Genomic DNA, 21,744 nt, shown 5'->3' on the forward strand with positions numbered 1-21,744 from the left:
CGGCGGTGCCGGCGGGATGCCCGGGGGCGCCATCAGGCGTTGGCGATCGTGAGCCCTTCGTGCGCGATCACGATGGTCTCCACCGCCACCTCGTTGCCCTGCGATTTCAAGTCGGTGCCGGTGATCTTGGTCGGCCAGGCGTTCGCCAGCGTCCACACCATCGTCGGCTTGCCGCCTTCATCGAGCAGGCTGATCGTCACCGGCTTGCGCTTGATCGTGTTCATCTTGATCTCGTTGAACCAATCCCACAGCTTGTTGTCGGACTTGAAGACGCCCTTCTTCATCGTCACGTCGCTGTACTTCTTCATGCCGGGCATCTTGATCACCGAGAAGGCCGGGCTGTCGCCGTGCCGGTACTCGATCGGCTGCGCCTCCACGTCGAGGCCCGAGACCTCCTGGAAGGACATCACGGCCGAGTCCCACTTCACCTCGAAGCGGAACTTGGGAAGCGGCCACACCGTGGTCGATTGCGCTGATCCATCGTCTGCCATGAGCGGCCTCCTGCGGAATGGTTGATGTCGTCAGTGAACGGGGTCAGGACTTCTGCATCTGCTGCTGGAAGGTGATCTCGATGAACTCGGCCGGGCGGCTGATCGCCACCAGCACCGTCACGCGCAGGATCCCTTCGAGGATGTCCTCGGGCGTCATCGTCTCGCCCAGTCCCACGTGCACGCTGAACGCGTCGTCCGGCACCGCGCCGGCCAGGCCGCCGCGCTTCCAGATGCCGGTCAGGAAGTTGGTGATCATGCTTTTGATCGTGACCCAGGTGTTCGCCACGTTCGGCTCGAACACCATCGCCTTGGCCGCCAGCCGGCACGACTCCTCCAGCATGATCATCGTGCGCCGCACGTTGATGTAGCGCCAGTCGAGGCTGTTGCCGTCCAGCGTGCGTGCGCCCCACACCAGCACGCCCTCGCCGATGAACGAGCGGATCGCGTTGACCGACTTGCCCTGCGTCGTGACGTTCAGGTCTTCCTGGTCCTCGTTCGAGATCGTCACCGCCGGCGACACCACGCCGTTCAGGCTCACGTTGGCCGGCGCCTTCCAGACGCCGCGCGAGTTGTCGACCATCGTGTAGACGCCGGCCATCGCCGGCGACGGCGGCAGCAGGTTGAGCCGGTTCTTCGCCTCGGCCAGGATGGTGTTGAACAGCGTGCTCGACGCGCCCAGGCTCTTGTTCAGCAAGGCCTTGTGCGTCTCCACCGCCATCTTCAGCGCCGCGGCGTCGAGCAGCTTGGCCTTCTGGTCGGGCGTCTTGTCCGACGCGTTGACGTCGGCGGTGATCGCCGCCGTCCAGTCGTCGTCGGTCTTCAGCACGTCCTGCACCGCCTGCCACTGCTGCGCGGTGCGGGCCGGCGTCGCCGGCGCCAGCTGGTCGGGCAGCGCCAGGTCCTGCATCAGCAGCTGCACCAGCACGTCGCGGTTGCCGATGTGGGTGTAGTCCAGGTCCTTGTCCTGCACCACCGTGGTGTTGACCCACGGGTAGTAGGCGGCCGCGTAGTCGAGGTAGTTGACGCCCAGCGCGCCGCGGAAGCCCTCGATCGGATCGACGCCGGTCGGGTTCTTGCGATCGAGCTGGCCGCCCCAGACGTCGAGGATCGCGATGCGGCTGTGCATGCGGCCGCCGCAGTGCTGCAGCATCGCCTGCTGCACCGAGATGCAGTTCTTCGCGCTCAGCAGCACCGCATCCGGGATCACGAGCATCGTCGGTTCCTGCTCCTTCACCAGCGGCTCGATGCCGTCCATCAGCTTGTCGGCCTCGACCGCGCCGCTGTAGTCGCCCACCGACACCACGTAGCACGGGCCGCCGCCGTTCTGGAAGAAATGCAGCATCCCGTAATAGAGCAGGAAGCGGCCGCCGTCGCTGCCGTCGGCCTGCGTCAGCAGGTAGTCCTTGGTGCCGGCGTGGAAGGCGGCGACCGCGTTCGGATCGGTCATCTCGGCGATCGCGAACTTCGGATCGGGCCCGAAGCCGAAGTACTGGTGGTACTCGGCCATCGAGCCGATGCGCCAGGGCTTGTTCAGCAGCGACTTGCCGGCGTTGTCGGCACGCCGGGTGTAGCCGATGAACGCGGGCACCGCGGTGGCCACCTCGACCACCGAGTTCGGGAACGCGTTCTTCTCGACGATATAGACGCCGGGTGTCTTCATAGCCATTGCGGCCTCCTCTGCGGGTTAGCGATGCACATGGATCTCGGAGACCAGGCGGCTTGCGCCGCCGATCTGCTCTCGGGCCAGGAACTGCGCCGCCGCCACCGGCAGGCGCTTGACCAGCACCTTGTCGCCGCCGCGCTGGCGGCTGCGCAGCTGGAAGCGCCGCTCGCTGCGCTGCGCGAGCGCGATCGGCGCGCTCGAGCGGATCGCGAGCAGCGGCGCACCGTTGTCCAGCCGGCCGGGTTCGGGTTCGCCGAACTCGGCCTCGCGCGCCAGGTCGACCACCTGCAGTTGCGGCTCGGGCCAGTCGCCGTGCAGGCAGTATTTCCACACGGTGGCGCGGGCCGCCAGCTGCACGCGGTAGCGCACCGGCGGCACCGGCAGCGCGGCCAGCGGCACGCGCAGCAGCGCGAGCGGCGGCATGCGGCGCGACACCGGGTCCAGCACCTGCACCACCAGCGGCCAGGTCAGCGGGCGCACGTCGACCGGCACCTGCCAGCCCTCGCCTGCAGCGCCGGGCTGCGCCGCGGCGGCGTCGAGGTACAGCAGCTCGCCGGGGCGCTGCGCCGGGTGGTCGGTGTACTGCGCGAAATCCTCGTCGGCGGCGTGCACCTGCCAGGCCAGCACCGCCGCCGGTTCGAGATCCTGGCAGCCGGCCGCGCCGAACAGCGCGAGAGCGCCGCCGTCCTCGCGCACGATCGCATCGGTGGCCCGCAGCCACCAGGCCGTGTCGCCGACCGGCACGAAGCGCAGACCGCGGCAGCGCCCGTCGGCGAAGAAGCCGTGGGCGATGTCGACGCGCAGCAGCGGCAGGTAGGGTCCCATGGCAGGCTCAGGCATGCGCGCCGACGTGCGGCTCGCGCACCACCGGCAGTTGCGCGTCGAGCTGGCCGGCATCGAAGGTGACCAGGCGCATGCGGTACAGCACCGACGGCAGGTAGCGTCCGCCGAAGGTGCCCCACAGGTTGCTCAGGTCGCTCATCGCGAGGTTCTCGATGTCGAGCGTGAGCTTGTCGATGCGCGGGTCCAGGTCGGGCGTGTTCTGGTGGTTCAGCACCGGCCGCGACTGGAAGAACGCGATCGTGCTGGAGACGAACTTCAGCGCCTCGGCGTAGTTGCCGGCCCCGAAGTTGGCCGCGAACATCAGCAGCAGGTTCAGCGACACCGGCACCGGCAGGCGCCCCTGCCGGCCGCTGCCGCCGTCCGGGCGGGTGCGGAAACCGGGCGTCGTGTCGTGCTCGATGTTGACCAGGAACACCGCGAGCCGGTTGTTGACCTGGCTCGCGACGCTGCCGTCCGGCTCGTACAGGCTCGAGACGACGACCAGTTCCTCCGACAGCTGGAAGGCACGCCGCAGCGCGCTGTTCAGCTGGTGGGCAACCTGGACGATGGCCGCATCGATCATGCTCGGACCCTGGTGGATGGATGAACGGACGATAAGGTGCGGTGCATCGCGCGCCCATCGGTCAATGTCTGAACTTGCACCTCCTCATTGCTGAGACGGCGGCAGCGCGCGGCTGAGGCGGCGCTGCCCGGCCGCCACCGCGCGGATCGCGTCGGCCAGCTCGGCCACCGGGTCGTCCTTCAGCAGGTAGCCGGCGGCGCCGGCCGCGAGCATCGCGTCGACGATGGCCGGCTCGTCGTGCATCGACAGCACCAGCACGCGCAGGCCGGGGTGCGCCTGCAGCAGCGCCTGCAGGAACGGCGGGCCGCCGCCGGGCATCTGCACGTCCATCAGCACCAGGTCGGGCGGCACGCGCGGCGGCGCGAGCCAGGCCTGCAGCGCGGCGGCGTCGGGCGCCTCGCCGACGACCTCGAGCCCGTGCCGGCGCAGCAGGTCGCCCAGCAAGGCGCGGTAGGCCGCGTGGTCGTCGGCCAGGACCAGGGTCAGCGGGAGTGCGGGAACGCCCATGGTGCCCCGCAGCCTGCGCCTGCGCGCGCGATCGCGCCATCGGGTGGCGCCTGATACGCGACGGATCGAATGCTGATCAGGCGGGGCTGCGCGCGGCGTTGCGCCACGGCAGTTCGAGCGAGCTCAGCCCTTCGCGCAAGGCATAGCGCGTGAGTTCGGCCAGGCTGCTGATGTCCAGCTTCTGCATCACGTGCTCGCGGTGCGTGGCCACCGTCTTGGCGCTGACGTGCAGCCGGTCGGCGATCTGCTGCGTCGACAGGCCCTCGGACAGCAACTGCACCATCTCGCGCTCGCGCGGCGTCAGCTGCGAGGCGCCGGCAGCCGGCTGAGGCTGGCCGCGGCTGCGCACCTCGTTGACCACCACCCTCACCAGCTCGGCGCTCAGGTGCACCTGGTCGGCCATGGCCTTGCGGATGGCCAGCGCGAGTTCCTCGTACGAGCAGTCCTTCAGCACGTAGCCGGAGGCGCCGGCCTCGAGCACGGCGAGCACCATGCGGCGCTCGGCATGCACCGACAGGCACAGCACGCGCACCGACGGGTGGTCGGTGCGGATGCGGCGCGTTGCCTCGACGCCGTTCAGGCCGGGCATCGAGACGTCGGTGACGACGATGTCGGGCTGCAGCTCGCGGGCCAGGCGCACGGCGGCCAGGCCGTCGTCGGCCTGGCCGACCAGTTCGATGTCCTTCTCGCGCGCCAGCAGCGCGCACAAGCCGTCGCGCACGATGCGGTGGTCGTCGGCGAGGACAATGCGGATGCCCATGGTCGGCTCCTTCAGGTGGGGACGGGCAGCACGATGGTCGCGTGCGTGCCGAGACCGGTCGACGAGCGGATCTCGAGCCGGCCGCCGATGGCCTGGATCTGCGCCTGCGTGCTGGACAGGCCGAAACCGCCGGCCCGGCTGAAGCCGTCGCGCGGCGCCGCGAGGGCGGCGCTGCGAAAGCCGATGCCGTCGTCCGAGACGCAGACCCGCAGGCTGCGGGCATCGCTGCGCGCGGTGATGCTGACCAGGCCGGCGCCGGCGTGCTTCTGCACGTTCAGGCACAGCTCGCGCACGCCGCGGAAGACGACGGCCAGCACCGCCTCGGGCAGCGACAGCGGCGGCAGCTCGCAGTCGAAGGACACGGCCAGCCGGCTGTCGCGCGCCAGCCGCTCGGCCAGGCTGCGCAGCGCCTGTTCCAGCCCGAGCCGCAGCACCGGGCTGCTCAGGTCGAAGGTGGCCGAGCGGGTGGCGCGCGCGGCCTGGGCCAGCAGCGTGCCGAGGTCGTCGAGTAAGGCGCCTGCGCTGTCGATGGCGACGAGCTCGCGCAGTTCGCCGAGCTTCAGGCGGGCCAGTGTGAGGAACTGGCCGATCTCGTCGTGCAGGCCGAGCGCGATGCGCTCTCGCTCGCGCGCCTCGGCGACGGTGATCTCGTAGGCCAGCGTGCGCAGGTGGCTGCGCGGCGGGCGCACGGCCGGGCGCTCGCGCCCCTGCCGCGCCCGGTTGATCGGCACAACATGTGTTCGCATCGTCCACTCCCTGGCGATCGTCGTTGGCGCCCGAAGGCGGCCGCCCTTTGCCGGGTGGCGCGACGATTATGGGCATGCAGCATGCCCGACGGCGCGGGCTTCAGCAAGATTCAGGACGATTCAGTGGAGGCACGCGGCGGCCTGTTCTTCCGGCTGGACGGTGGAAGTAGCCCTCCAGCAGCGCAACGACCTCGTCGACGAAGTCGGGTCGATCGAACAGCTCCGGCTGATGCGAGGCCGCCTGGTGGATGACGGCGTGGGCGGCGACACGTGCGACCTGGAGTGCGAAGCGCGGGTCGGGGACGTTCTTCATGAAGGGCTGCAGTGCCTGCAAGGCCCGGTCGTCGCCCTGGCGGTCGTCGCTCAGGCAGCGCTTGACCGAGCGCGGCAGTTCCTCTTCGATCGCCCGATGCACGGCCGGCGCGATGCGGTGCTCGGCAACCATCGCGCGCACGAGGAGGGAAAGCGCCGCCCGAAGGGATTGCTGCCCGGAAAGTTGCGGAAGCGCGTTCGCCAGCTTGTCGCGTACCTCCACGACATGTCGCCGCTCCAGCTCGGCGACGATGGCTTCCTTGTTCGGGAAGTACTGGTAGAGCGAGCCGATGTTCACGCCGGCGCGCTCGGCGATCGCATTCGTCGTGAACCGCTGCCAGCCAAACCTCACCAAAATGTAAGTCGCTGCTTGGATTATCGCGTCGACGGTGCTGCGCGAGCGCTCCTGCGTGGGAAGTTTCCTGGGTTTGGTGGGTGTGCGGGCCGTCTTCACGCGCTGCTCCGAATGCGAGTTTCGACAAGATAAGCCAAAGCTTACGATTTGGACATGGAAACGCAAGACACATTCACTCTTTGGGGCGCCTTCCAGGCGCTGAACGGTCGACGTCGCGCCATCCGCGATTACGACGGCACGGCCATCCCGGACGAGCATGTCCGTGAACTCCTGGCCGAGGCGGCGCGCGCGCCTTCCAGCGGCAACCTGCAGCCGTACCGGTTTCATTGGGTTCGCGATCCGGCACTCAAGGCACGCGTCGCTGCCGTCTGCAACGGGCAACGTGCGGCGGTTTCAGCGCCGACCTTGATCGTGGTCGCGGCAAGCCGGGACATCGCACTGCGCGCGGCGGCACAGCAACTGGCCCATGTCGACGCATCGACGGACATGCCTGAGCCGTCCAAGGCCTATCACCGCAAGCAAGTGCGGATGTTTCGTCGCGTCATGAACGTCGGCTCGTGGCCGGTCTGGACGCCTCTTGCGGCCCTTGTCGGACTCTTCCGGCCCAGTCTCTCGCTGCTTCCGGTGGGGCACCTGGGCAACCGATCCTGGGCGGCTCGCAACGCCACCTTTGCGGCGCAGACGTTGATGCTCGCGGCATCGGCCAAAGGGATCGATTCCTGTCCCATGGAGGGCTTCTCGGCCCCGAAGCTGGCCGAGGCCCTGTCCTTGCCGCGCGGGACCGTGGTGCCGCTGGTCATTGCGCTGGGATACCGGTCGCGAGACGCAAGGATCGAGCGGCAGTGGCGCAAGTCGTTGGCGGAGCTGATCGTGGAGCACTGACGAGGCAGCTCGAAGAGCGGGACGTCTCTGGGTTCCGAGACCTCAACTGCCACCATCCGGCCCGCGATGGAACACCAGCTCCTCCACCACCTCCCCGCCCACCAGGTGCTGCTCGACGATGCGGTCCATGTTGGCTTGCGTCACGTCGTAGTACCAGACGCCGTCCGGCTGCACGCAGACGATCGGGCCGCCCCTGCAGGCGGCGAAGCAGCTGACGCGGCTGCGCTTGACGCGCAGCGCGCCTTCGTTCAGGCCGGCCGCCTTGAACTTGTCGCCCAAGCTGTCGAACAGCGCCTGCGACTGGCCGTCCTGCGTGCAGCGCGGGCCGGTGCAGACCAGCAGGTGGCGGCGGTAGTCGCCGATCTTGGGTTTGATCACTTCGTCGGTCATGAGGACTCCAGGCAGGAAAAGGTCAGAACGTGGCGCGCATGCCGACGCGCAGCGTGCGCGGCTCCATCGGGTGCACGAGCTTCCCGTCGATGCCGGCACCGCCATTGCACGCGAGGCCGTCCGCCTTCGAACACGCCGCCCCCCAGTACTCGATGTCGTTGGCCTCGCGGTCGAACAGGTTCAGCACGTCCAGCGTGAACTGCAGCGACGAGCTGGCGCGCCAGCCCATCTTCAGGTTGGCGGTCCACAGCGAGGCCGATCGCTGCGTGCCGGTCTCTTCCAGCGCATAGCTGCCGATGTAGCGCCAGCGCAGCCCGCCGAACCACGCACCCTGGTCGTCGGCGGCCAGCGCGAACGAGGCCGAGCGCGGGATCGCGTTCGGCACGTACGTTCCGCCGTTCACCTCCTGCTCGAAGCGGGCGCGCGACCAGGCCACGTCCGCGTCCAGCAGCAGCCAGCGGTTCAGCTGCCAGTCGTTCGACCACTCGACGCCGACCCGCTTGGACGCGCCGCGCGGCTCGGTCACGCCCTCGTCGCCGACGAACACCAGCTCCGAGGCCAGCTTCATCTGCCACAGCGACAGGCTGGTGTTCCAGCCCGGCAGCGGCACCGCCCGCAGCCCCAGCTCGCTGCCGGTGGCGCGCACCAGCGCGGGCACCGGGTCGACCGCGGCCGTCACGCCGCGCATGTCGTTGCTGTGGAAGCCGCGGCCCCAGTTGGCATACAGCTCGGTGCGAGCGTCCGCGCCGAACGGGCCGAAGGCCAGCCCCAGTTTCGGGCTGGCCTGGTGCGCCCGCGCCCTGCCGCCGTTCTGCAGGTTGTCGGCGCCGCCGGTGGGTGTCACGTTCGCGCGCACCGTGTCCACGCGCAGGCCCAGGTCGCTGCGCAGCCACGGCTGCCATTGCGTGCGCGCCTCGGCGTACACGCCCAGCAGCGTCTCGCGCATGCGGTCTTCGCGCACGGTGCCGGTGCGCTCGCGGTTCACCGTGGTGTACAGGCCCAGCGTGCCGATGCGGTCGTGGCGCAGCTGCGCGCCCAGCGTCAGCTCGGTCTCGCGGCCGGCCGGCGCGATCGCCCAGTGCCGGGCCAGCTGCCCGCCCCACACCGTGCGCTCGTCGGCCTGCTCGTGCTGGTCGCCCTGCGGCCCGCCGATGTAGCCCGACGGGTTGGAGAACAGGTTCAGCCCGTAGTCGATCACGTAGGCGCTGGCCTGCGTGCGCGTGCTGCCCTCGCTGCCGGCCCATTCGCCGGACAGGCTGTGGCGGTGCGTGCGCCCGCTGTCGCCCGGCGCCAGCTCGCCGAAGCGGTCGATCTCGCCCGAGGCGATCGCGCGCTCGGGCACGTGCTCGGTGGCGGTCCACTCGGCGCGATAGGCCATCGCGGTCAGCGCATAGCCGTTGCGCGCGGTGCCGTCCGACAGGCGCAGCACGCCGTTGACCTTGCGCAGCCGCTCGGGCTGCTGCCACGGACCGTCGTTGGTCGCGGCCTCGAAGGCGGCCAGCAGCGTCGGTGCGCCCTCCTCGCCCAGCCGCCGGCTGCCGGCGGCGAGCGCGCGGCGGAAGTCGTGCGGGCCGACGCTCAGGTCGACCCGCGGCGCCGGCAGTTCGCGCTGGTAGTCGATGCGCGCCGAGCCGGTGGTCGCGAAGTCGCCGTCCTCGGCGGCGTAGACGCCCTTGCGGTAACGCATCGTGCCGATCAGCTCGGGGATCAGGAAGTTGAGGTCCATGTAGCCCTGACCGTGCGCGTGGCTGGCCATGTTGACCGGCATGCCGTTGACGAAGCTCGCGAAGTCGCTGCCATGGTCGAGGTTGAAGCCGCGCAGGAAATACTGGTTGGCCTTGCCGTCGCCGCTGTGCTGCGTGACGGTCAGCCCGGGCACCGTCTCCAGCACCTCGGCCGGGCGCAACAGCGGGCGGTTGGCCAGCTGCTGCGCGCTGACCTTGCCTTCGGTGGCCGAGTCGGCCACGCCGATCAGGTCCTGGCCGCGCCCGACGATGGTCACGGCCGGCAGGTGGGTGGAGGCCTCTTCGGCCTGCGCCGGCGAGAGGCATGTCATGGCCAGGGCCGACGCGGCCAGGGCGGTGGGCAGCTTGCGCTGTTGCATCGTTGAAGAGTTCATGGCGGCGACGCGTCCGCATTCCCGCAGATGTGTCGCCTGGTGTTCGCCGCGGCGCTGCTGCCGCGGGTCCTCACGCCAGGCCGGTATCCGGACTCGCGAGTCTTGATGCATCGCCTTCCCGGGACGCTCCGTCCCAGTGACTGGCCGCCGCCGAAGCAGCCGCCGTGATGCATCCGCACTCGCCCACCGTTGCGGGCGCAGTCGGGGCTTCATCCCCGTTCCCGTTTGACCTGCCGCGTGTTGGCGCGGCGGGCACCTGGTCGTGTCGTCGCACCGGCGCCGATTCCGTCGCGCCCGTGCGAAATTACCTGCGGCTCCTCCTTGGAAGTGACTGCCCCGCTGACGAACCCGGCGCCGGCAAGGATCCGCTCGTCCTGAGCTTGTCGAAGGGTCGTCCTGAGCTTGTCGAAGGCCTGTTGGCCATGCACCGGGGCCTGCGGCACCAACCCTTCGACACGGGCCTTCGGCAAGCTCAGTCCCTGCTCAGGGCGAACGGCTCATTTTTCAACCTTCTCCTTCATCGATCGTTTCCTCGGTGGCCGCCGCGTCGAGCGGCTCGGCCAGCGTCGCGGCGATGTAGTCGGCCGGCAGGCCGTGCAGCCGGGCCAGGTCGGCCACGGTGTGGCCCTCGGCGGCCTGCAGGCGCAGCGTCTCCAGCCAGCCCAGCAGCCCGGTGCTCAGCGAGCGGCCGGCGCGTTCGCCGTCCAGCGTCTCGCCGCCCTGCTCCAGGTCGTACTTGTTCGCGTAACCGCGCGGCGTGACCATGCGGCCGTGCCGGATGAAGGTGTGGCTGTTGCCGATCAGCACCGTGCTGAGCATGCCGATCTCCGACTCGGCCATCGCATCCAGCGTCGTGAACTCGATGCGCTCGCGTCGCCGGTAGGCGCTCTTGACCACGGCCACCGGCGTGTCCGGCCGGCGGTGCCGCAGGAACAGCCGCTGCGCCTCGACGATCTGCCGCGTGCGGCGGCCGCTCTTCGGGTTGTAGAGCGCGACGACGAAGTCCGAGTACGCCACCGCATCCAGCCGGCGCGCGATCACCGGCCATGGCGTCAGCAGGTCGCTCAGAGAGATCGCGCAGAAGTCGTGCGTCAGCGGCGCGCCCACCAGCGCGGCACAGGCGTTCAGTGCCGAGGCCCCGGGCACCACCTCGACCTGCACCGCGTCGTCCGGCGTCCAGCCGGCCTGGAACAGCACCTCGTAGGTCGGCCCGGCCATGCCGTACACGCCGGCATCGCCCGACGAGATCAGCGCCACCTTCTTGCCGGCGCGCGCCGCGTCCAGCGCGCTGACCGCCCGGTCGAGCTCCTCGGTCATGCCCTTGCGCACGACCTCCTTGCCCTCCAGCAGGTCGGCCACCAGCTTGATGTAGGTGACGTAGCCGATCACCACGTCGGCCTCGGCGATGGCAGCGCGTGCGCGCTGCGTCATGTGCTCGACACTGCCCGGGCCGATGCCCACCAGCATGATCTTGCCGCCCGTCTTGTCGTCATTCATGCGAGGCTCCCTTCGAGCGGTGCGCTCGCCGGCCCGAGCAGCGGCGCGATCCAGCGCCCGAACACCGGCGCCGCCACCAGGCCCATCGTCACCCACAGCGACAGCGCGACCGCGTGCGTGGCCCAGACGAAGGCCCGGCCGAGTTCCTCCAGCCGCTGGTGCGCTTCGCCGCTGAAGGCGATCAGCGGATCGCCGTCGGGTTGCGGCGCACCCATGATGAAGGGCAACGCGAGCCACGCGGCAGCCGCCACCCAGCGCCACGGCCGGCGGCCGAAGGCCACCAGTGCGCAGGCCGAGGCGGCGCTGCCGGCCGCCAGCAGCCACCACAGCTGGCGCAGGTGCAGGTCGGCCGCCTGCATGCCCGGCACCTCGGCCGGCAGGCCGAGCGCGGGCCACAGGTGCAGGCTCAGCCAACCGGCCGCCGCCACCGCGCCGGCGATGCGCCAGCGGCCGGCCGCAAGGCCGCGCTGGTGCACCCACGCGCCCATCGCGGCGAACACCAGCAAGGCGAGCGCGAAGGCGTGCAGCAGGTTGGCGATCCAGGTCCAGAAGCCGCGCTCCACGCCATCGGCCGGCGTCCACTCGGGGTCGTCGTGATGGTGCTCATGGGCCGGCGTGCCCTGCGCATGGGCGTGCTCCTGGGCCAGGGCCGGCGCCGCGGCCTGGCCTTCGAAGACCTCGGCCGCCAGGATGATCGGCACCGCCTGCCAGCGCTGCACCAGCCATTGCAGGCTGCCCACCGCGAAGGCGACGAGCAGCGCGCACCACACCAGGCGTCGGAACAGCATCGTTCACTCCGGTCAGTGGCAGGGACGGCCGGTGGCGTGGCGCACGTCGTGCGCCGCGTTGTGCGCCACCGGGCTGTCGGCGAAGGCCACGCCGTACAGCATCACCAGGCCGAGCAGCGCGGCAGCCGCCAGTTGGCGCAGCAGGCCGCGCGAGGCGGCGACAGTCAGGTCGAGCGAGGGGTTCAGGGCTTGCGGGTGCATCGGGTTCTCCTTCGAAGGTTGACGGTGATGGAAGGGCTCAGCGGCAGCGCGCCACCGAGACCGTGGCGTGGCGACCGTCGTCGCCGCGCAGGATGTGTTTCTCGACCAGCAGCGAGCTGGCCGGGGCCGCGCCGGCAGCCAGCAGCGCAGCGGCTTCGCTGACCGAGGGCGTGCCGGTGTAGCGGCGCACCGTCTCCGACGGGTTGGGCACGCGCACCTCGGCCAGTTCGCTGGCGTCGTAGAAGTGCAGCGCCCAGCCGCGCTGTGCGGCCAGCTCCAGCAATCCGCGTTCGTCGGACTTGAGCGTGATGCTGGCCACCGCCGCGACGTCGCACACGCCGACCCCGGCCAGCGCCAGCGCCTCGCCGACCGCGCGCGACAGCGTCTCGGCGGGCGTGCCGCGGTCGCAGCCGAGCCCCAGCGCCACCCTCATGCCGCGGCCTCGGTGACGGGCGGACGGTAGACCACCAGGCGCTCGTGCAGCTGCTGCCACAGCGCCGCGTCGACCGTGCGGTGCGTGACCCACAGCACGGCCTTGAAACGCGCCAGGTCGACGTCCTCGAAGCGCTCGAAGCGGTGGATGCTGGCCGGCAGCGGCGTCGGCCGGGTCCACCAGTTCGTACTGCCGGCTTCCTGCACGAAGGCGATCGGCTCGCCGTTGACGACGTGCGCCGAGACGCGCGTGATGTTCAGCTTCGGCGCCTCGACCGACCAGCCGAGCTCGCGGCCGAGGATGTCGACCGGGATGGTCTTGCCGACGTCGGAGGCGGTGGTCAGCACCGGTGTCGCGCCGGTCAGTGCTGCGACCTGTTCGGCCATCGCGTTGGCGCCGCCCACGTGGCCCGACAGCACCGGGATCACGAACTGGCCGGCGTCATCGACCACGGTGATGCCCGGGTCTTCGTCCTTGGATCTGAGGTGCGGCGCGACCAGGCGCACGACGGCGCCGAGCGACACGAAGAAGACGAGTTGGTCGTAGGCGGCGAACAGCGGCCCGATCTCGTCGCGCAGCGCCGCGGTGTAGGCGCGCAGCGGGTTCGCGAGCCCGGCGAACGAAGCGGCGAATTTCTCGGCGCAGACGATGTGGGCGGCGGGCAGGTGTGCGGCCAGTTGCGCGGCCTGGGTCGCGCCATGCCTGGTGATCGCGACGATCGCGATGCGGGTGTCAGTCATCGAGTATCTCCGTAGCCCGGATGTCAATCCGGGAACCCATGTCATTCTTCTTGAGGCACCCGCGGATGCGTTCTCCGCGCACGCGCAGGTGGTTGTGGACCAGCATCAGCGACAGGTAGCTGACCTTCTGCCCGCGCAGCGCCAGCATCTCGCCCCCGCGCAGCACGCGCTCGTCGGGCGCGCCGCAGCGTTCGATGAAGGCCGCGCCGTCCAGCAGCCCGCGCTGCTGCAGCCAGTCGAGCAGGTCCTCGATCAGCGGCTTGACCTTCATCAGCACCAGCGTGTCGAAATCGCCGAGCAGCCGGTCGAGCGCGGCCACGCCATAGGCCGCGGGCACGACGGCGATGGTGTCGTCCTGCTCGCCCAGCGGACGCCCGAGCGTCGCGGCGGCGGCATTGAACGCGTTGACGCCGGCGATCGTGTCGATCTCGACGCGTGCATCCTGCGACCGCACGGTGCGCGCCAGGTGGCCGAAGGTCGCGTAGGTGCTGGCATCGCCCTCGACCAGGAACAGCACGTCGCGCCCGCCGCGCAACAGCGGCAGCACGGTGTCGGCCGCGCGGTGCCAGCTGCGCAGCAGCTTCTCCTCGTCGTGCGTCATCGGGAACAGCAGCGCCAGGTGCTCATCCGGTGGCGCGAGCCCGGCGCGGGCGACGATGTCGAACGCATAGCTCGGCGTCCTGGTGCTGCGCGTCGGGTAGGCCCACACGGTGTCGCGGCGTTCCAGCTGGGCCCAGGCGGCGCGCGTGATCAAGCCGGGGTCGCCGGGACCGAGGCTGACGCCGATCAGCCTGCCAAGCGTCATGCCGCCTCCTTCTGCGCGCAGACGATCCACACCGGGTTCTCCGCCGCCATGCGGTGCATGTGCAGGATGGGCTTGCTGCGCGCGGCCTGCAGCATCACGACGTCCCATTCGGCGCCCAGCCCGGCCAGCGCCGACGTGGCGCTGCCCAGGTTCTCGATCGTCACGAAGTTCATCACCAGCCAGCCGCCGGGCCTGAGCCGCCGCAGGCACAGCGCGACCAGCTCGGCCAGCTCGCCGCCCGAGCCGCCGATGAACACCGCGTCGGGATCGCTCCAGTCCTGCAGGCCTTCCGGTGCCTTGCCATGCACCAGCGTGTGGTTGGAGACGCCGAAGGCCTGCACGTTGCGCCGCGCGATCTCGACGTCGCCGTCGTTCTTCTCGATCGCCCACACATGGCCCTGCGGGCACAGCCGCGCCGCCTCCAGCCCGACCGATCCGCTGCCGGCGCCGATGTCCCAGACGATGCTGTCGGCGCGCAGCTGCAGCCGCGCGAGCGACACCGCGCGCACCTCCTGCTTGGTGATCAGGCCCTTGTCGGGCTGGCGCTGTTCGTAGGCGGCATCGGCCAGCCCGAAGCGCACCGGGTTCGGCCGCGCGCGCACCCGCCACAGCAGCACCACGTTCGGGTCGGCGAAGCGCTGCTGCGCGGCCTCGGCCGGCGACAGGTCGGCCAGCACGCGTTCGTCGGCGGTGCACAGCCGCTCGGCCACCGCGAGGTGGAAGTCGTCGCCCTGCCCTTCGGCCAGCAGCAGGCGGGCGATGCGGTCGGGCGTGTTGTCGGGGCTGGTCAGCACCGCCAGCCGGTCGTGCCGGCGCAGGGCCTGGGCCAGCGCGTACAGGCCGTGCGACGGCGCCGCGCCCTGCACCCATTCGCCGGCGTCCTTGGCGTGGATGGAGACGATCTTCGCGTCCTGCCAGGCCAGGCCGACGCGCGCGCACGCGAGCTGCAGCGTCGACACGTTGGGCAGCACCTCGATCGCCTCGATGCACAGGTGGGTGGCCAGGTAGCTCGCGATGCCGTGGCACAACGGGTCGCCGGTGGCAAGCACCACGCTGCGCTGCTGCGCGTCGCGCGCACCGCGTATCCAGCCGGGCACCGCGCCGAGCTGGCCGGTCAGGTCGCGCCGCACGGCAGCGGGCGCGATGTCGTCGTCGAACAGCGCCAGCGTGCGGGCGCCGCCGATCACCAGGTCGGCCCGGCGCAGGTGGGCCAGCGCGGTGGCGCCCAGGCTTGCGGCGCCGTCGTCGAGCACGCCGATCACGCGGCAGGGTTGGGGGTCGGTCATGCGGGTCCTTGCAGGGATCGCGCCTCGGCGATCTTGTGGCCGTCGAAGTCGCAGACCAGCACGTGCAGGTCGAACCGGCGCCCGTAGCGGTCTGCGGCCGTCAGCGTGCTGACGACCTTGTTCGCCAGCGCGGTGTGGAATTCGTTCAGCAGGCCGAGCGCCTCCATGCGCTCGGCCGCGAACCGCGCCGTCACGTTGGCGGCGATGGCCGCGCATTCGTCGGGCGGCGCGCCGATGCCGGCGGCCAGCTCGGCCAGCAAGGCGGTGTCGACGTCGGCGCGGTTGGCGTGGGTGATGGTCTCGCCCTGCGCGATCTTGGTCAGCTTGCCGACCATGCCGCCGATCACCACCTCGCGCAGGCCTTCGGCCACCGCGGTGTCGAGCGCATAGCGCAGGAAGTCGCCCATCTGCACGAAGCAGGCCGGCGGCAGGTCGGGCCGCTGCTGCATCGCGAACTGCTCGGTGCGGCCACCGGTGGTCAGCACCACCACGCCGCGGCCGAGCGTGGCCGCCACCTGCACGCCCTGCACCACGCTGGCCCGGTACGCCGAGGTCGAGTAGGGCTTCACGATGCCGCTGGTGCCGAGGATGGAGATGCCGCCCAGGATGCCCAGCCGTGCGTTGAGCGTCTTCTTCGCCATCTCCAGGCCTTGCGGCACCGAGATCGTCACCTCGATGCCGGCCTCCAGCAGCAGGTCGGCCGCGACGGCGCGCACGTTCTCCTCGATGTTGCGGCGCGGCACCGGGTTGATCGCCGGCCCACCCACGTCCAGGCCGAGCCCGGCCATCGTGACGGTGCCGACGCCGGTGCCGCCTTGCAGCAGCACCGCCCCCGCCTGGTCGCGCAGCAGGCGCACGTCGGCGGTCAGGTGGGCCTTGTCGGTGCAGTCGGGATCGTCGCCGGCGTCCTTGATGACCATCGCGTGCGCGCTGTTCGCGTCGCAGCGGCCGTCGTTCACGACGAAGCGCACCACGTCGCCATTCGGCAGCACCGATTCGACCGCCTCCGGCACCGCGCCGTGCACCAGGCCCAGCACGGCGGCGCGCGCAGCCGCGGCCGAGCACGCGCCGGTCGTGAAACCGGTGCGCGTGCCGCGCTGGACGGTCTTTTCCATCATGGCGAGCCAGGCTCCCCGCGCTGCCGCGCTTCCGCCAGCGCCAGCAAGGCATGCACGGCCGCCACGACCAGGGTCGAGCCGCCCTTGCGCCCGCGGATCACGATCCACGGCACGTGCTGCAGGCCGGCCATCAGGTCCTTGGACTCGGCGGCGGAAACGAAACCCACCGGCATGCCCACCACCAGCGCCGGGCGCACGCCCTCGTCATGGACCAGCCGCACGAGCTCGATCAGCGCGGTGGGCGCATTGCCGATGCCGACGATCGCGCCGTCGAGCAGCCCCTGCGCATGGGCCTTGCGCATCGCCTGCACCGCGCGCGTCGTGTCCTGCGCCTTCGCGGCCTCGATCACGTCGGCGTCGCTGATGAACTGGTGCGCCCGCATGCCGAAGTGCGCCAGCCGCGGCGCCGACAGGCCGACGCAGATCATCTCGACGTCGGCGACGATCGCGCCGCCGCCGCGCAGCATCGCCTGCACGCCGGCCTCGACCGCTCGCGGGTGGAAGTCGGTCAGGCCGTTGAACTCGAAATCGGCATTGGCGTGGATCATGCGGCGCACGATGGGCCATTGATCGGGCGTGTAGCCGTGCGCGCCGACCTCGCGGTCGATCACCGCGAACGAGTCGTGCTCGATCGCGCGGCCGGCCGCGGTGAGCTGCTCGGTGACGGTGTTGACGCTGCTCATGGGTGGGCGTGCTCGTGCGGATGCTCGTGCTGATGCTCGTGCGAGTGGTCATGCGCAGGGTCGTGCGCATGGCCAGGGTCGCCGTCATGCCGGTGCCCCTCGTGCAGCGCCGCGTCGTCGCTGACCGGCACCGCCTGCAGGTGCCCCGACAGCAGGCCCTGCACCCGCTCGGACAGCAGCTGCGCGATCTCCGGCTCGAAGCCGAAGTACGCGCCGAGCGCGAAGCGCAGCTGCGGGTACTGCACCCGCAGGTGCCCGACCTGCCGGCCGATGCGCTGGATCAGCGTGCCGGTGAACAGGTAGTACGGCAGCACGACGACCTGGCGCAGCCCGAGCGCGGCCTGGCGCTGCACCACGCGTTCCAGGCGCGGGAAGGTGATGCCGGTGAAGGCCAGGTCGACCATCTCGTGCCGGCTTTCCTCCTGCAGCCAGCGGGCCATCCGCGCCATCTCGCCGTTGGCATGCCGGTCGGACGAGCCGCGCCCGAGCAGCACGACGCCGGTGGTGGTCGGGTCGGGCATGTCGAGTTCGTGCATGCAGTGCAGCAGCTGGCGCTGCAGGATCGCGAGGATGGGTTCGCACACGCCCAGGTGCGGCGCGTAGTCGAAGCGCACGCCCGGCCGCTGCTGGCGGGCGCGGGCGATGTGCGCCGGGATCTCGGCCTTCACGTGGCCGGCCGCGTTCAGGATCAGCGGCACGACGATCACCCGCTGCGCGCCCTGCGCGGCGCGGGCCAGGCCCTCCTCCACCTCGATGTCGGCGAACTCGATGAAGCACAGCTCGATGCGCCAGTGCGGATGCACCCCGCGCCACTGCGCGGCAAAGCGTTCGATCTCGTCGTTGCCGGCCCGCTCGCGCGAGCCATGGCCCACCAGCAGGATGGTCGTGGCGTTCATGGGGTCTCCTTCGGGATGGAAGCGCGCCGGAAGCGGTGCGTGAAGCCGGCGTCGTACAGCTTCGACTTGGCGAGTTCGGGCCAGTGCCGCGCGCCCAGCGCGGGGCTCGCGATGACCATGGCCTGGCTGACGATGCCGGCGTCGCGGCAGCGCTGCTTGATGTCGGCCAGCGTGCCGCGCACGATCAGTTCCTCGCCCGGCCAGCTGGCCTTGTGCACCACCAGCACCGGCGCGTCGTCGGACCAGCCGGCCTCGCGCAGGCCGGCCTCCACCTTGTGCAGCAGCGTGATCGACAGGAAGATGCACAGCGTGCAGCGGTGCCGCGCCAGCTCGGCCAGCGATTCGCCGTCGGGCATCGGCGTGCGGCCTTCGACGCGCGTGAAGATGGTCGTCTGCGTGACTTCGGGCAGCGTGAAGCTCTCGACCGCCGCCGCCGCCGAGGCCATCGCCGACGACACGCCCGGCACCACGCGCACCGGCACGCCGGCGGCGTCGAGCGGCTGCACCACCTCGATCAGCGTGCCGTACAGCGCCGGGTCGCCGGTCTGCAGGCGGATCACCGTCTCGTGCCGCGCGGCCTGCGCGACCAGCCAGCCGGCGATGTCACCCAGCGTCATGTCCTTCGAGTCGGCGATCTCGCAGCCGGCCGGTGCCCAGCGGGTGGCGGCCTCGTTGACCAGCGAGCCGGCGAACAGGATCGCGCCGGCGCGCGCGATCAGGTCGCGCCCCTTGACGGTGAGCAGCTCCGGGTCGCCCGGGCCGGCGCCGACGAACCAGACCGTGCCGGGGGCCGTCATGCCGCGGCCTCGCCGGGGTGGAACAGGCGCGCGACCGCCTGCGGGTTGGACGGGAAGTACAGGTGCAGGAAGGACGCATGCAACCGGCCGCCAGGGCCGGCGCGGTAGATGCCCTCGGGTTTTCCGTGCTCGCGCTGCGCCTGCGTCAGTGCCACCGGCGCGAGCGGCGTGGCCATGCGCGCGTGGTGGAAGGTGTGGCCGCGCAGCGGGCCTTCGGGCAGCTCGGCGCCGTGCAGGCCCAGGTTGACGAGGCGCTTCTCCATCACCGCATGGCCGGGCAGCAGGCCCAGCATGGGCGCGCTGCGGCCCTGGGCGTCGGTCAGCGATTGCAGCAGCGCCAGCATGCCGCCGCATTCGGCGACGACGGGCTTGCCCGCCGCGTGGTGGGCGCGGATCGATTCGCGCACGACGGCATTGCGGGCCAGCGGGTCCAGGTGCAGTTCGGGGTAGCCGCCCGGCAGGTACAGCGCATCGGCGGCAGGCACCGGCTCATCGGCCAGCGGCGAGAAGAATGCCAGCGCGGCCCCCAGGGCCTGCAGCGTGTCGAGGTTGGCACGGTACAGGAACGAGAAGGCGGCGTCGCGGGCCACGGCGATGCGCACGCCGGCCAGCAGGGGCTCGATGGACGCGGGCTCGGCCGCCTCGAAGCGCACCGGCGCCGGCAGCGGCGGCTCGTTGGCGCCCAGCGCCCGGGCCGCGCGGTCGATGCGCTGTTCCAGGTCGGCCACCTCGCCGGCCTGCACGAGACCCAGGTGGCGCGACGGCAAGGCGTAGGCCTCGTCGCGCGGCAAGGCGCCGAACCAGGCCATGCCCTCGGGCAGGCTGTCGCGCAGCATCTGCGCGTGCGTCGGGCTGCCCACGCGGTTGGCCAGCACGCCGGCCAGCTGCAGTCCGGGTCGGTAGCTGGCCAGGCCGTGCGCGATGGCGCCGAAGGTCTGCGCCATCGCCGAGCCGTCGATCACCGCCAGCACCGGCAGGCCGAAGCGCAACGCGAGGTCGGCGCTGGACGGCGTGCCGTCGTGCAGGCCCATCACGCCTTCGACGAGGACCAGGTCGGATTCGCCGGCCGCGCGGTGCAGCAGCTCGCGGCAATGCGCCTCGCCGCCCATCCACAGGTCGAGCTGCTGCACCGGCTGGCCGCTGGCGCGTTCCAGCACCATCGGGTCCAGGAAGTCCGGGCCGGTCTTGAACACGCGCACGCGCAGCCCCTGCCCGCGGTACCAGCGGGCCAGTGCCGCGGTCGCGGTGGTCTTGCCCTGGCCCGAGGCCGGGGCGCCGACCAGCAGCGCGGGGCACTGCGCGGCCCGGGGCAGCGAGAGGATCGTCATGAAGGACACGGACAACAAGCCCAGGCGTCCTGCTTCCCCGCAGGCACCTGCATTCAAGCCGCGCGCTCGACGGATCGGGCGCGCGGCTCCTTGTCGGCCGGTATCCGGGCTGGCGGAGACGGCCCGTGTGCCCTTCCCGGACGCCGGGGCGTCCAGTGGGATTCGACACGAGCTGAAGGCCGAAGCCTTCGTCCGCTTACCGTTGCGGGGGCAGCTCAGGTGGGGATGTGTTCCGGTGGAACGATCCGTCCTGATTCCCGTTTAACTGCGCCGGCTGAGGACCGGCGCGAGCACCAACGGTGCGGATGATATGCGACTCGGGCCGGTCGACGTGCCTGGACCTGCGGGGCTATCCTGGACTCGATACCGTTGCGACAAGGCCCTCACACGATGAACCCGCTGCGCCGCCACCTGCTGGCCCTGGCCCCGCTGCTCGCGCTGGGTGAACCGGCGCACGCGCTGATGGCCGGCAGCGTGCCCGATTCGCCGCAGGCACGCGTCGATGCGAACCGCCCGTCGTCGCCGTGGACCTCGGCGGTCGCGGTGCTCACGAAGGCCGGCGTCTTCTCCGGCGTCGTGGTGGCGCCACGCCACGTGTTGACCGCAGCACACGTCGCGGCCTCGGCGCAGCCGGCCGACGTGATGGTGCAGTTGAACCACGAGGCGGTGCCCTTGCAACTCGCGGCGAGCGCGATCGCGAGCTTTCCGGGCGCGAGCTTTCCCTACGACGACCTGTCGCTGATCACGCTGGCGAGCCCGGTGCCCGACGGCGTGCAGATCCTGCCGATCCGTCGCGAGCTGCCGCCGATGCACCAGGAACTGACACTGGTCGGCTACGGCGGCAGCGGGCCGGGCGACCAGGGCGCCAGCGTGCCGCGTGCGGCCGGCCTCAAGCGCAGTGGCCGCAATGTGCTCGACGCGGTGCAGGCGAGCATCGACGACTCGGGCCGGCGCAGCCTGTTCTTCCTGTACGACTTCGACGGTCCGTCCGGCGACGGCCCCTTGGGCGGGCCGTCGCTCGGCAACGCGATCGAGACCGGCGTGGCAGAGGGCGACTCGGGAGGCCCCGCCTATGCCGAGATCGACGGCCACCGCTGGCTGGTCGGCATCAACACGGTGACGCTGACGCAGGGCGCCGGCGTGCCGGTGGACTTCCGCTTCGGCACGATCGGCGGCGGGATGCTGCTGTGCGATCCGCGCTTCCTGGCGTGGCTGGAAACCCGGACCGGCGGCACGCTCGCGCCGCCTCCGGGGATGCCGTGGCCGGCCTGGGTCCTGGGCGCCGGCGCCGCAGGCCTGGTGGGCTTCCTGGGCCTGGGTTGGCGATGGACGAGGCGCACTCCCAACGCGTAGCCCACGGGCCCTGTCGGATCCATGGCAACCAGGCCGGCGCGACCTTCACCCCTCCTTCACCCGTTGCTGCACCCCCCTTGTTTGTCGACCCTACAGCGCGCTTTGGCGCTTGCGCCGTCACGCGCGGGTCGCTAACGTCACCTCCCCACGCACCGCAATGAAGCGATGCCGGTCCAGTACGGGAGGTGG

At 71.1% G+C, this 21,744-nt stretch carries 24 protein-coding genes and 2 riboswitches; of the genes, 2 read left to right on the forward strand and 22 right to left on the reverse strand.

The window, feature by feature from the left end:
* Positions 1-32 precede the first annotated feature (32 nt).
* The 8 genes from AC1DYN_RS23525 to AC1DYN_RS23560 all read right to left on the reverse strand — a co-directional run bounded on the left by AC1DYN_RS23525 (position 33) and on the right by AC1DYN_RS23560 (position 6,260).
* Positions 33-491, reverse strand: coding sequence for a phage tail protein (locus AC1DYN_RS23525; protein ID WP_477963547.1), 459 nt, complete (start codon positions 489-491; stop codon positions 33-35).
* A gap of 43 nt (positions 492-534) precedes the next feature.
* A complete protein-coding gene (locus AC1DYN_RS23530) occupies positions 535-2,157 on the reverse strand; it encodes a phage tail sheath family protein (RefSeq protein ID WP_477963549.1) in 1,623 nt (540 codons plus the stop codon).
* A gap of 18 nt (positions 2,158-2,175) precedes the next feature.
* Entirely contained in the window at positions 2,176-2,979 is an 804-nt protein-coding gene (locus tag AC1DYN_RS23535) for a hypothetical protein (RefSeq protein ID WP_477963551.1), read from the reverse strand.
* 7 nt (positions 2,980-2,986) lie between these two features.
* Positions 2,987-3,559: a Pvc16 family protein gene (locus tag AC1DYN_RS23540; protein WP_477963553.1), complete on the reverse strand. Its 573-nt coding sequence runs from the start codon at positions 3,557-3,559 to the stop codon at positions 2,987-2,989.
* 84 nt (positions 3,560-3,643) lie between these two features.
* Positions 3,644-4,066 (reverse strand): response regulator, encoded by a 423-nt coding sequence (locus AC1DYN_RS23545; RefSeq protein ID WP_477963555.1) that lies wholly within the window; start codon positions 4,064-4,066, stop codon positions 3,644-3,646.
* A gap of 76 nt (positions 4,067-4,142) precedes the next feature.
* Positions 4,143-4,826 carry a response regulator gene (locus AC1DYN_RS23550; RefSeq protein WP_477963557.1) on the reverse strand — a complete coding sequence of 228 codons (684 nt, stop codon included), beginning with the start codon at positions 4,824-4,826 and terminating at the stop codon, positions 4,143-4,145.
* 11 nt (positions 4,827-4,837) lie between these two features.
* Positions 4,838-5,572, reverse strand: coding sequence for a sensor histidine kinase (locus AC1DYN_RS23555; RefSeq protein WP_477963559.1), 735 nt, complete (start codon positions 5,570-5,572; stop codon positions 4,838-4,840).
* Between the two features lie 100 nt (positions 5,573-5,672).
* The gene (locus AC1DYN_RS23560) at positions 5,673-6,260 is read right to left on the reverse strand and encodes a TetR/AcrR family transcriptional regulator (protein WP_477963599.1); all 588 of its coding nucleotides are present in this window, start codon (positions 6,258-6,260) and stop codon (positions 5,673-5,675) included.
* A 132-nt stretch (positions 6,261-6,392) separates the two neighbouring features.
* On the opposite strand from AC1DYN_RS23560, the gene AC1DYN_RS23565 reads away from it, so the two are divergent.
* The gene (locus AC1DYN_RS23565; protein ID WP_477963561.1) at positions 6,393-7,121 is read left to right on the forward strand and encodes a nitroreductase family protein; all 729 of its coding nucleotides are present in this window, start codon (positions 6,393-6,395) and stop codon (positions 7,119-7,121) included.
* 42 nt (positions 7,122-7,163) lie between these two features.
* On the opposite strand, the gene AC1DYN_RS23570 is transcribed toward AC1DYN_RS23565, so the two are convergent.
* The 14 genes from AC1DYN_RS23570 to AC1DYN_RS23635 all read right to left on the reverse strand — a co-directional run bounded on the left by AC1DYN_RS23570 (position 7,164) and on the right by AC1DYN_RS23635 (position 20,202).
* Complete coding sequence (locus AC1DYN_RS23570) at positions 7,164-7,511, reverse strand: (2Fe-2S) ferredoxin domain-containing protein (RefSeq protein WP_477963563.1); 348 nt, start codon at positions 7,509-7,511, stop codon at positions 7,164-7,166.
* A gap of 22 nt (positions 7,512-7,533) precedes the next feature.
* Positions 7,534-9,630: a TonB-dependent receptor gene (locus AC1DYN_RS23575; RefSeq protein ID WP_477963565.1), complete on the reverse strand. Its 2,097-nt coding sequence runs from the start codon at positions 9,628-9,630 to the stop codon at positions 7,534-7,536.
* Between the two features lie 75 nt (positions 9,631-9,705).
* A riboswitch (cobalamin riboswitch) is annotated at positions 9,706-9,890 on the reverse strand.
* A 244-nt stretch (positions 9,891-10,134) separates the two neighbouring features.
* On the reverse strand, positions 10,135-11,127 hold the full coding sequence (cobJ, locus tag AC1DYN_RS23580) for a precorrin-3B C(17)-methyltransferase (RefSeq protein WP_477963566.1): 993 nt from the start codon (positions 11,125-11,127) through the stop codon (positions 10,135-10,137).
* Positions 11,124-11,915, reverse strand: coding sequence for a CbtA family protein (locus AC1DYN_RS23585; RefSeq protein WP_477963568.1), 792 nt, complete (start codon positions 11,913-11,915; stop codon positions 11,124-11,126). The genes cobJ and AC1DYN_RS23585 overlap by 4 nt, the downstream gene beginning before the upstream one ends.
* Positions 11,916-11,927: 12 nt before the next feature.
* On the reverse strand, positions 11,928-12,116 hold the full coding sequence (locus AC1DYN_RS23590; protein ID WP_477963570.1) for a CbtB domain-containing protein: 189 nt from the start codon (positions 12,114-12,116) through the stop codon (positions 11,928-11,930).
* A gap of 37 nt (positions 12,117-12,153) precedes the next feature.
* Complete coding sequence (locus AC1DYN_RS23595; protein ID WP_477963572.1) at positions 12,154-12,549, reverse strand: cobalamin biosynthesis protein; 396 nt, start codon at positions 12,547-12,549, stop codon at positions 12,154-12,156.
* Complete coding sequence (locus AC1DYN_RS23600) at positions 12,546-13,289, reverse strand: cobalamin biosynthesis central domain-containing protein (protein ID WP_477963574.1); 744 nt, start codon at positions 13,287-13,289, stop codon at positions 12,546-12,548. The genes AC1DYN_RS23595 and AC1DYN_RS23600 overlap by 4 nt, the downstream gene beginning before the upstream one ends.
* Positions 13,282-14,094, reverse strand: a complete 813-nt coding sequence (gene cobI, locus AC1DYN_RS23605) for a precorrin-2 C(20)-methyltransferase (RefSeq protein ID WP_477963576.1) — start codon at positions 14,092-14,094, stop codon at positions 13,282-13,284. Before cobI ends, AC1DYN_RS23600 begins: the two co-directional genes overlap by 8 nt.
* Positions 14,091-15,380: a precorrin-6y C5,15-methyltransferase (decarboxylating) subunit CbiE gene (gene cbiE, locus AC1DYN_RS23610; protein ID WP_477963578.1), complete on the reverse strand. Its 1,290-nt coding sequence runs from the start codon at positions 15,378-15,380 to the stop codon at positions 14,091-14,093. Before cbiE ends, cobI begins: the two co-directional genes overlap by 4 nt.
* Complete coding sequence (locus AC1DYN_RS23615; protein WP_477963580.1) at positions 15,377-16,498, reverse strand: cobalt-precorrin-5B (C(1))-methyltransferase; 1,122 nt, start codon at positions 16,496-16,498, stop codon at positions 15,377-15,379. Before AC1DYN_RS23615 ends, cbiE begins: the two co-directional genes overlap by 4 nt.
* Positions 16,495-17,181, reverse strand: coding sequence for a precorrin-8X methylmutase (locus AC1DYN_RS23620; protein WP_477963582.1), 687 nt, complete (start codon positions 17,179-17,181; stop codon positions 16,495-16,497). The genes AC1DYN_RS23615 and AC1DYN_RS23620 overlap by 4 nt, the downstream gene beginning before the upstream one ends.
* Complete coding sequence (locus AC1DYN_RS23625; RefSeq protein WP_477963584.1) at positions 17,178-18,077, reverse strand: sirohydrochlorin chelatase; 900 nt, start codon at positions 18,075-18,077, stop codon at positions 17,178-17,180. The genes AC1DYN_RS23620 and AC1DYN_RS23625 overlap by 4 nt, the downstream gene beginning before the upstream one ends.
* Entirely contained in the window at positions 18,074-18,874 is an 801-nt protein-coding gene (gene cobM / locus AC1DYN_RS23630) for a precorrin-4 C(11)-methyltransferase (RefSeq protein WP_477963586.1), read from the reverse strand. The genes AC1DYN_RS23625 and cobM overlap by 4 nt, the downstream gene beginning before the upstream one ends.
* Positions 18,871-20,202, reverse strand: a complete 1,332-nt coding sequence (locus tag AC1DYN_RS23635) for a cobyrinic acid a,c-diamide synthase CobB (RefSeq protein ID WP_477963588.1) — start codon at positions 20,200-20,202, stop codon at positions 18,871-18,873. The genes cobM and AC1DYN_RS23635 overlap by 4 nt, the downstream gene beginning before the upstream one ends.
* A gap of 78 nt (positions 20,203-20,280) precedes the next feature.
* Positions 20,281-20,515: riboswitch (cobalamin riboswitch) on the reverse strand.
* Between the two features lie 77 nt (positions 20,516-20,592).
* Here AC1DYN_RS23635 and AC1DYN_RS23640 point away from each other — a divergent pair.
* A complete protein-coding gene (locus AC1DYN_RS23640; RefSeq protein ID WP_477963590.1) occupies positions 20,593-21,555 on the forward strand; it encodes a trypsin-like serine protease in 963 nt (320 codons plus the stop codon).
* The last annotated feature ends 189 nt before the right edge of the window (positions 21,556-21,744 follow it).

The sequence above is a fragment of the Rhizobacter sp. P2_D12 genome (genome assembly GCF_056404395.1).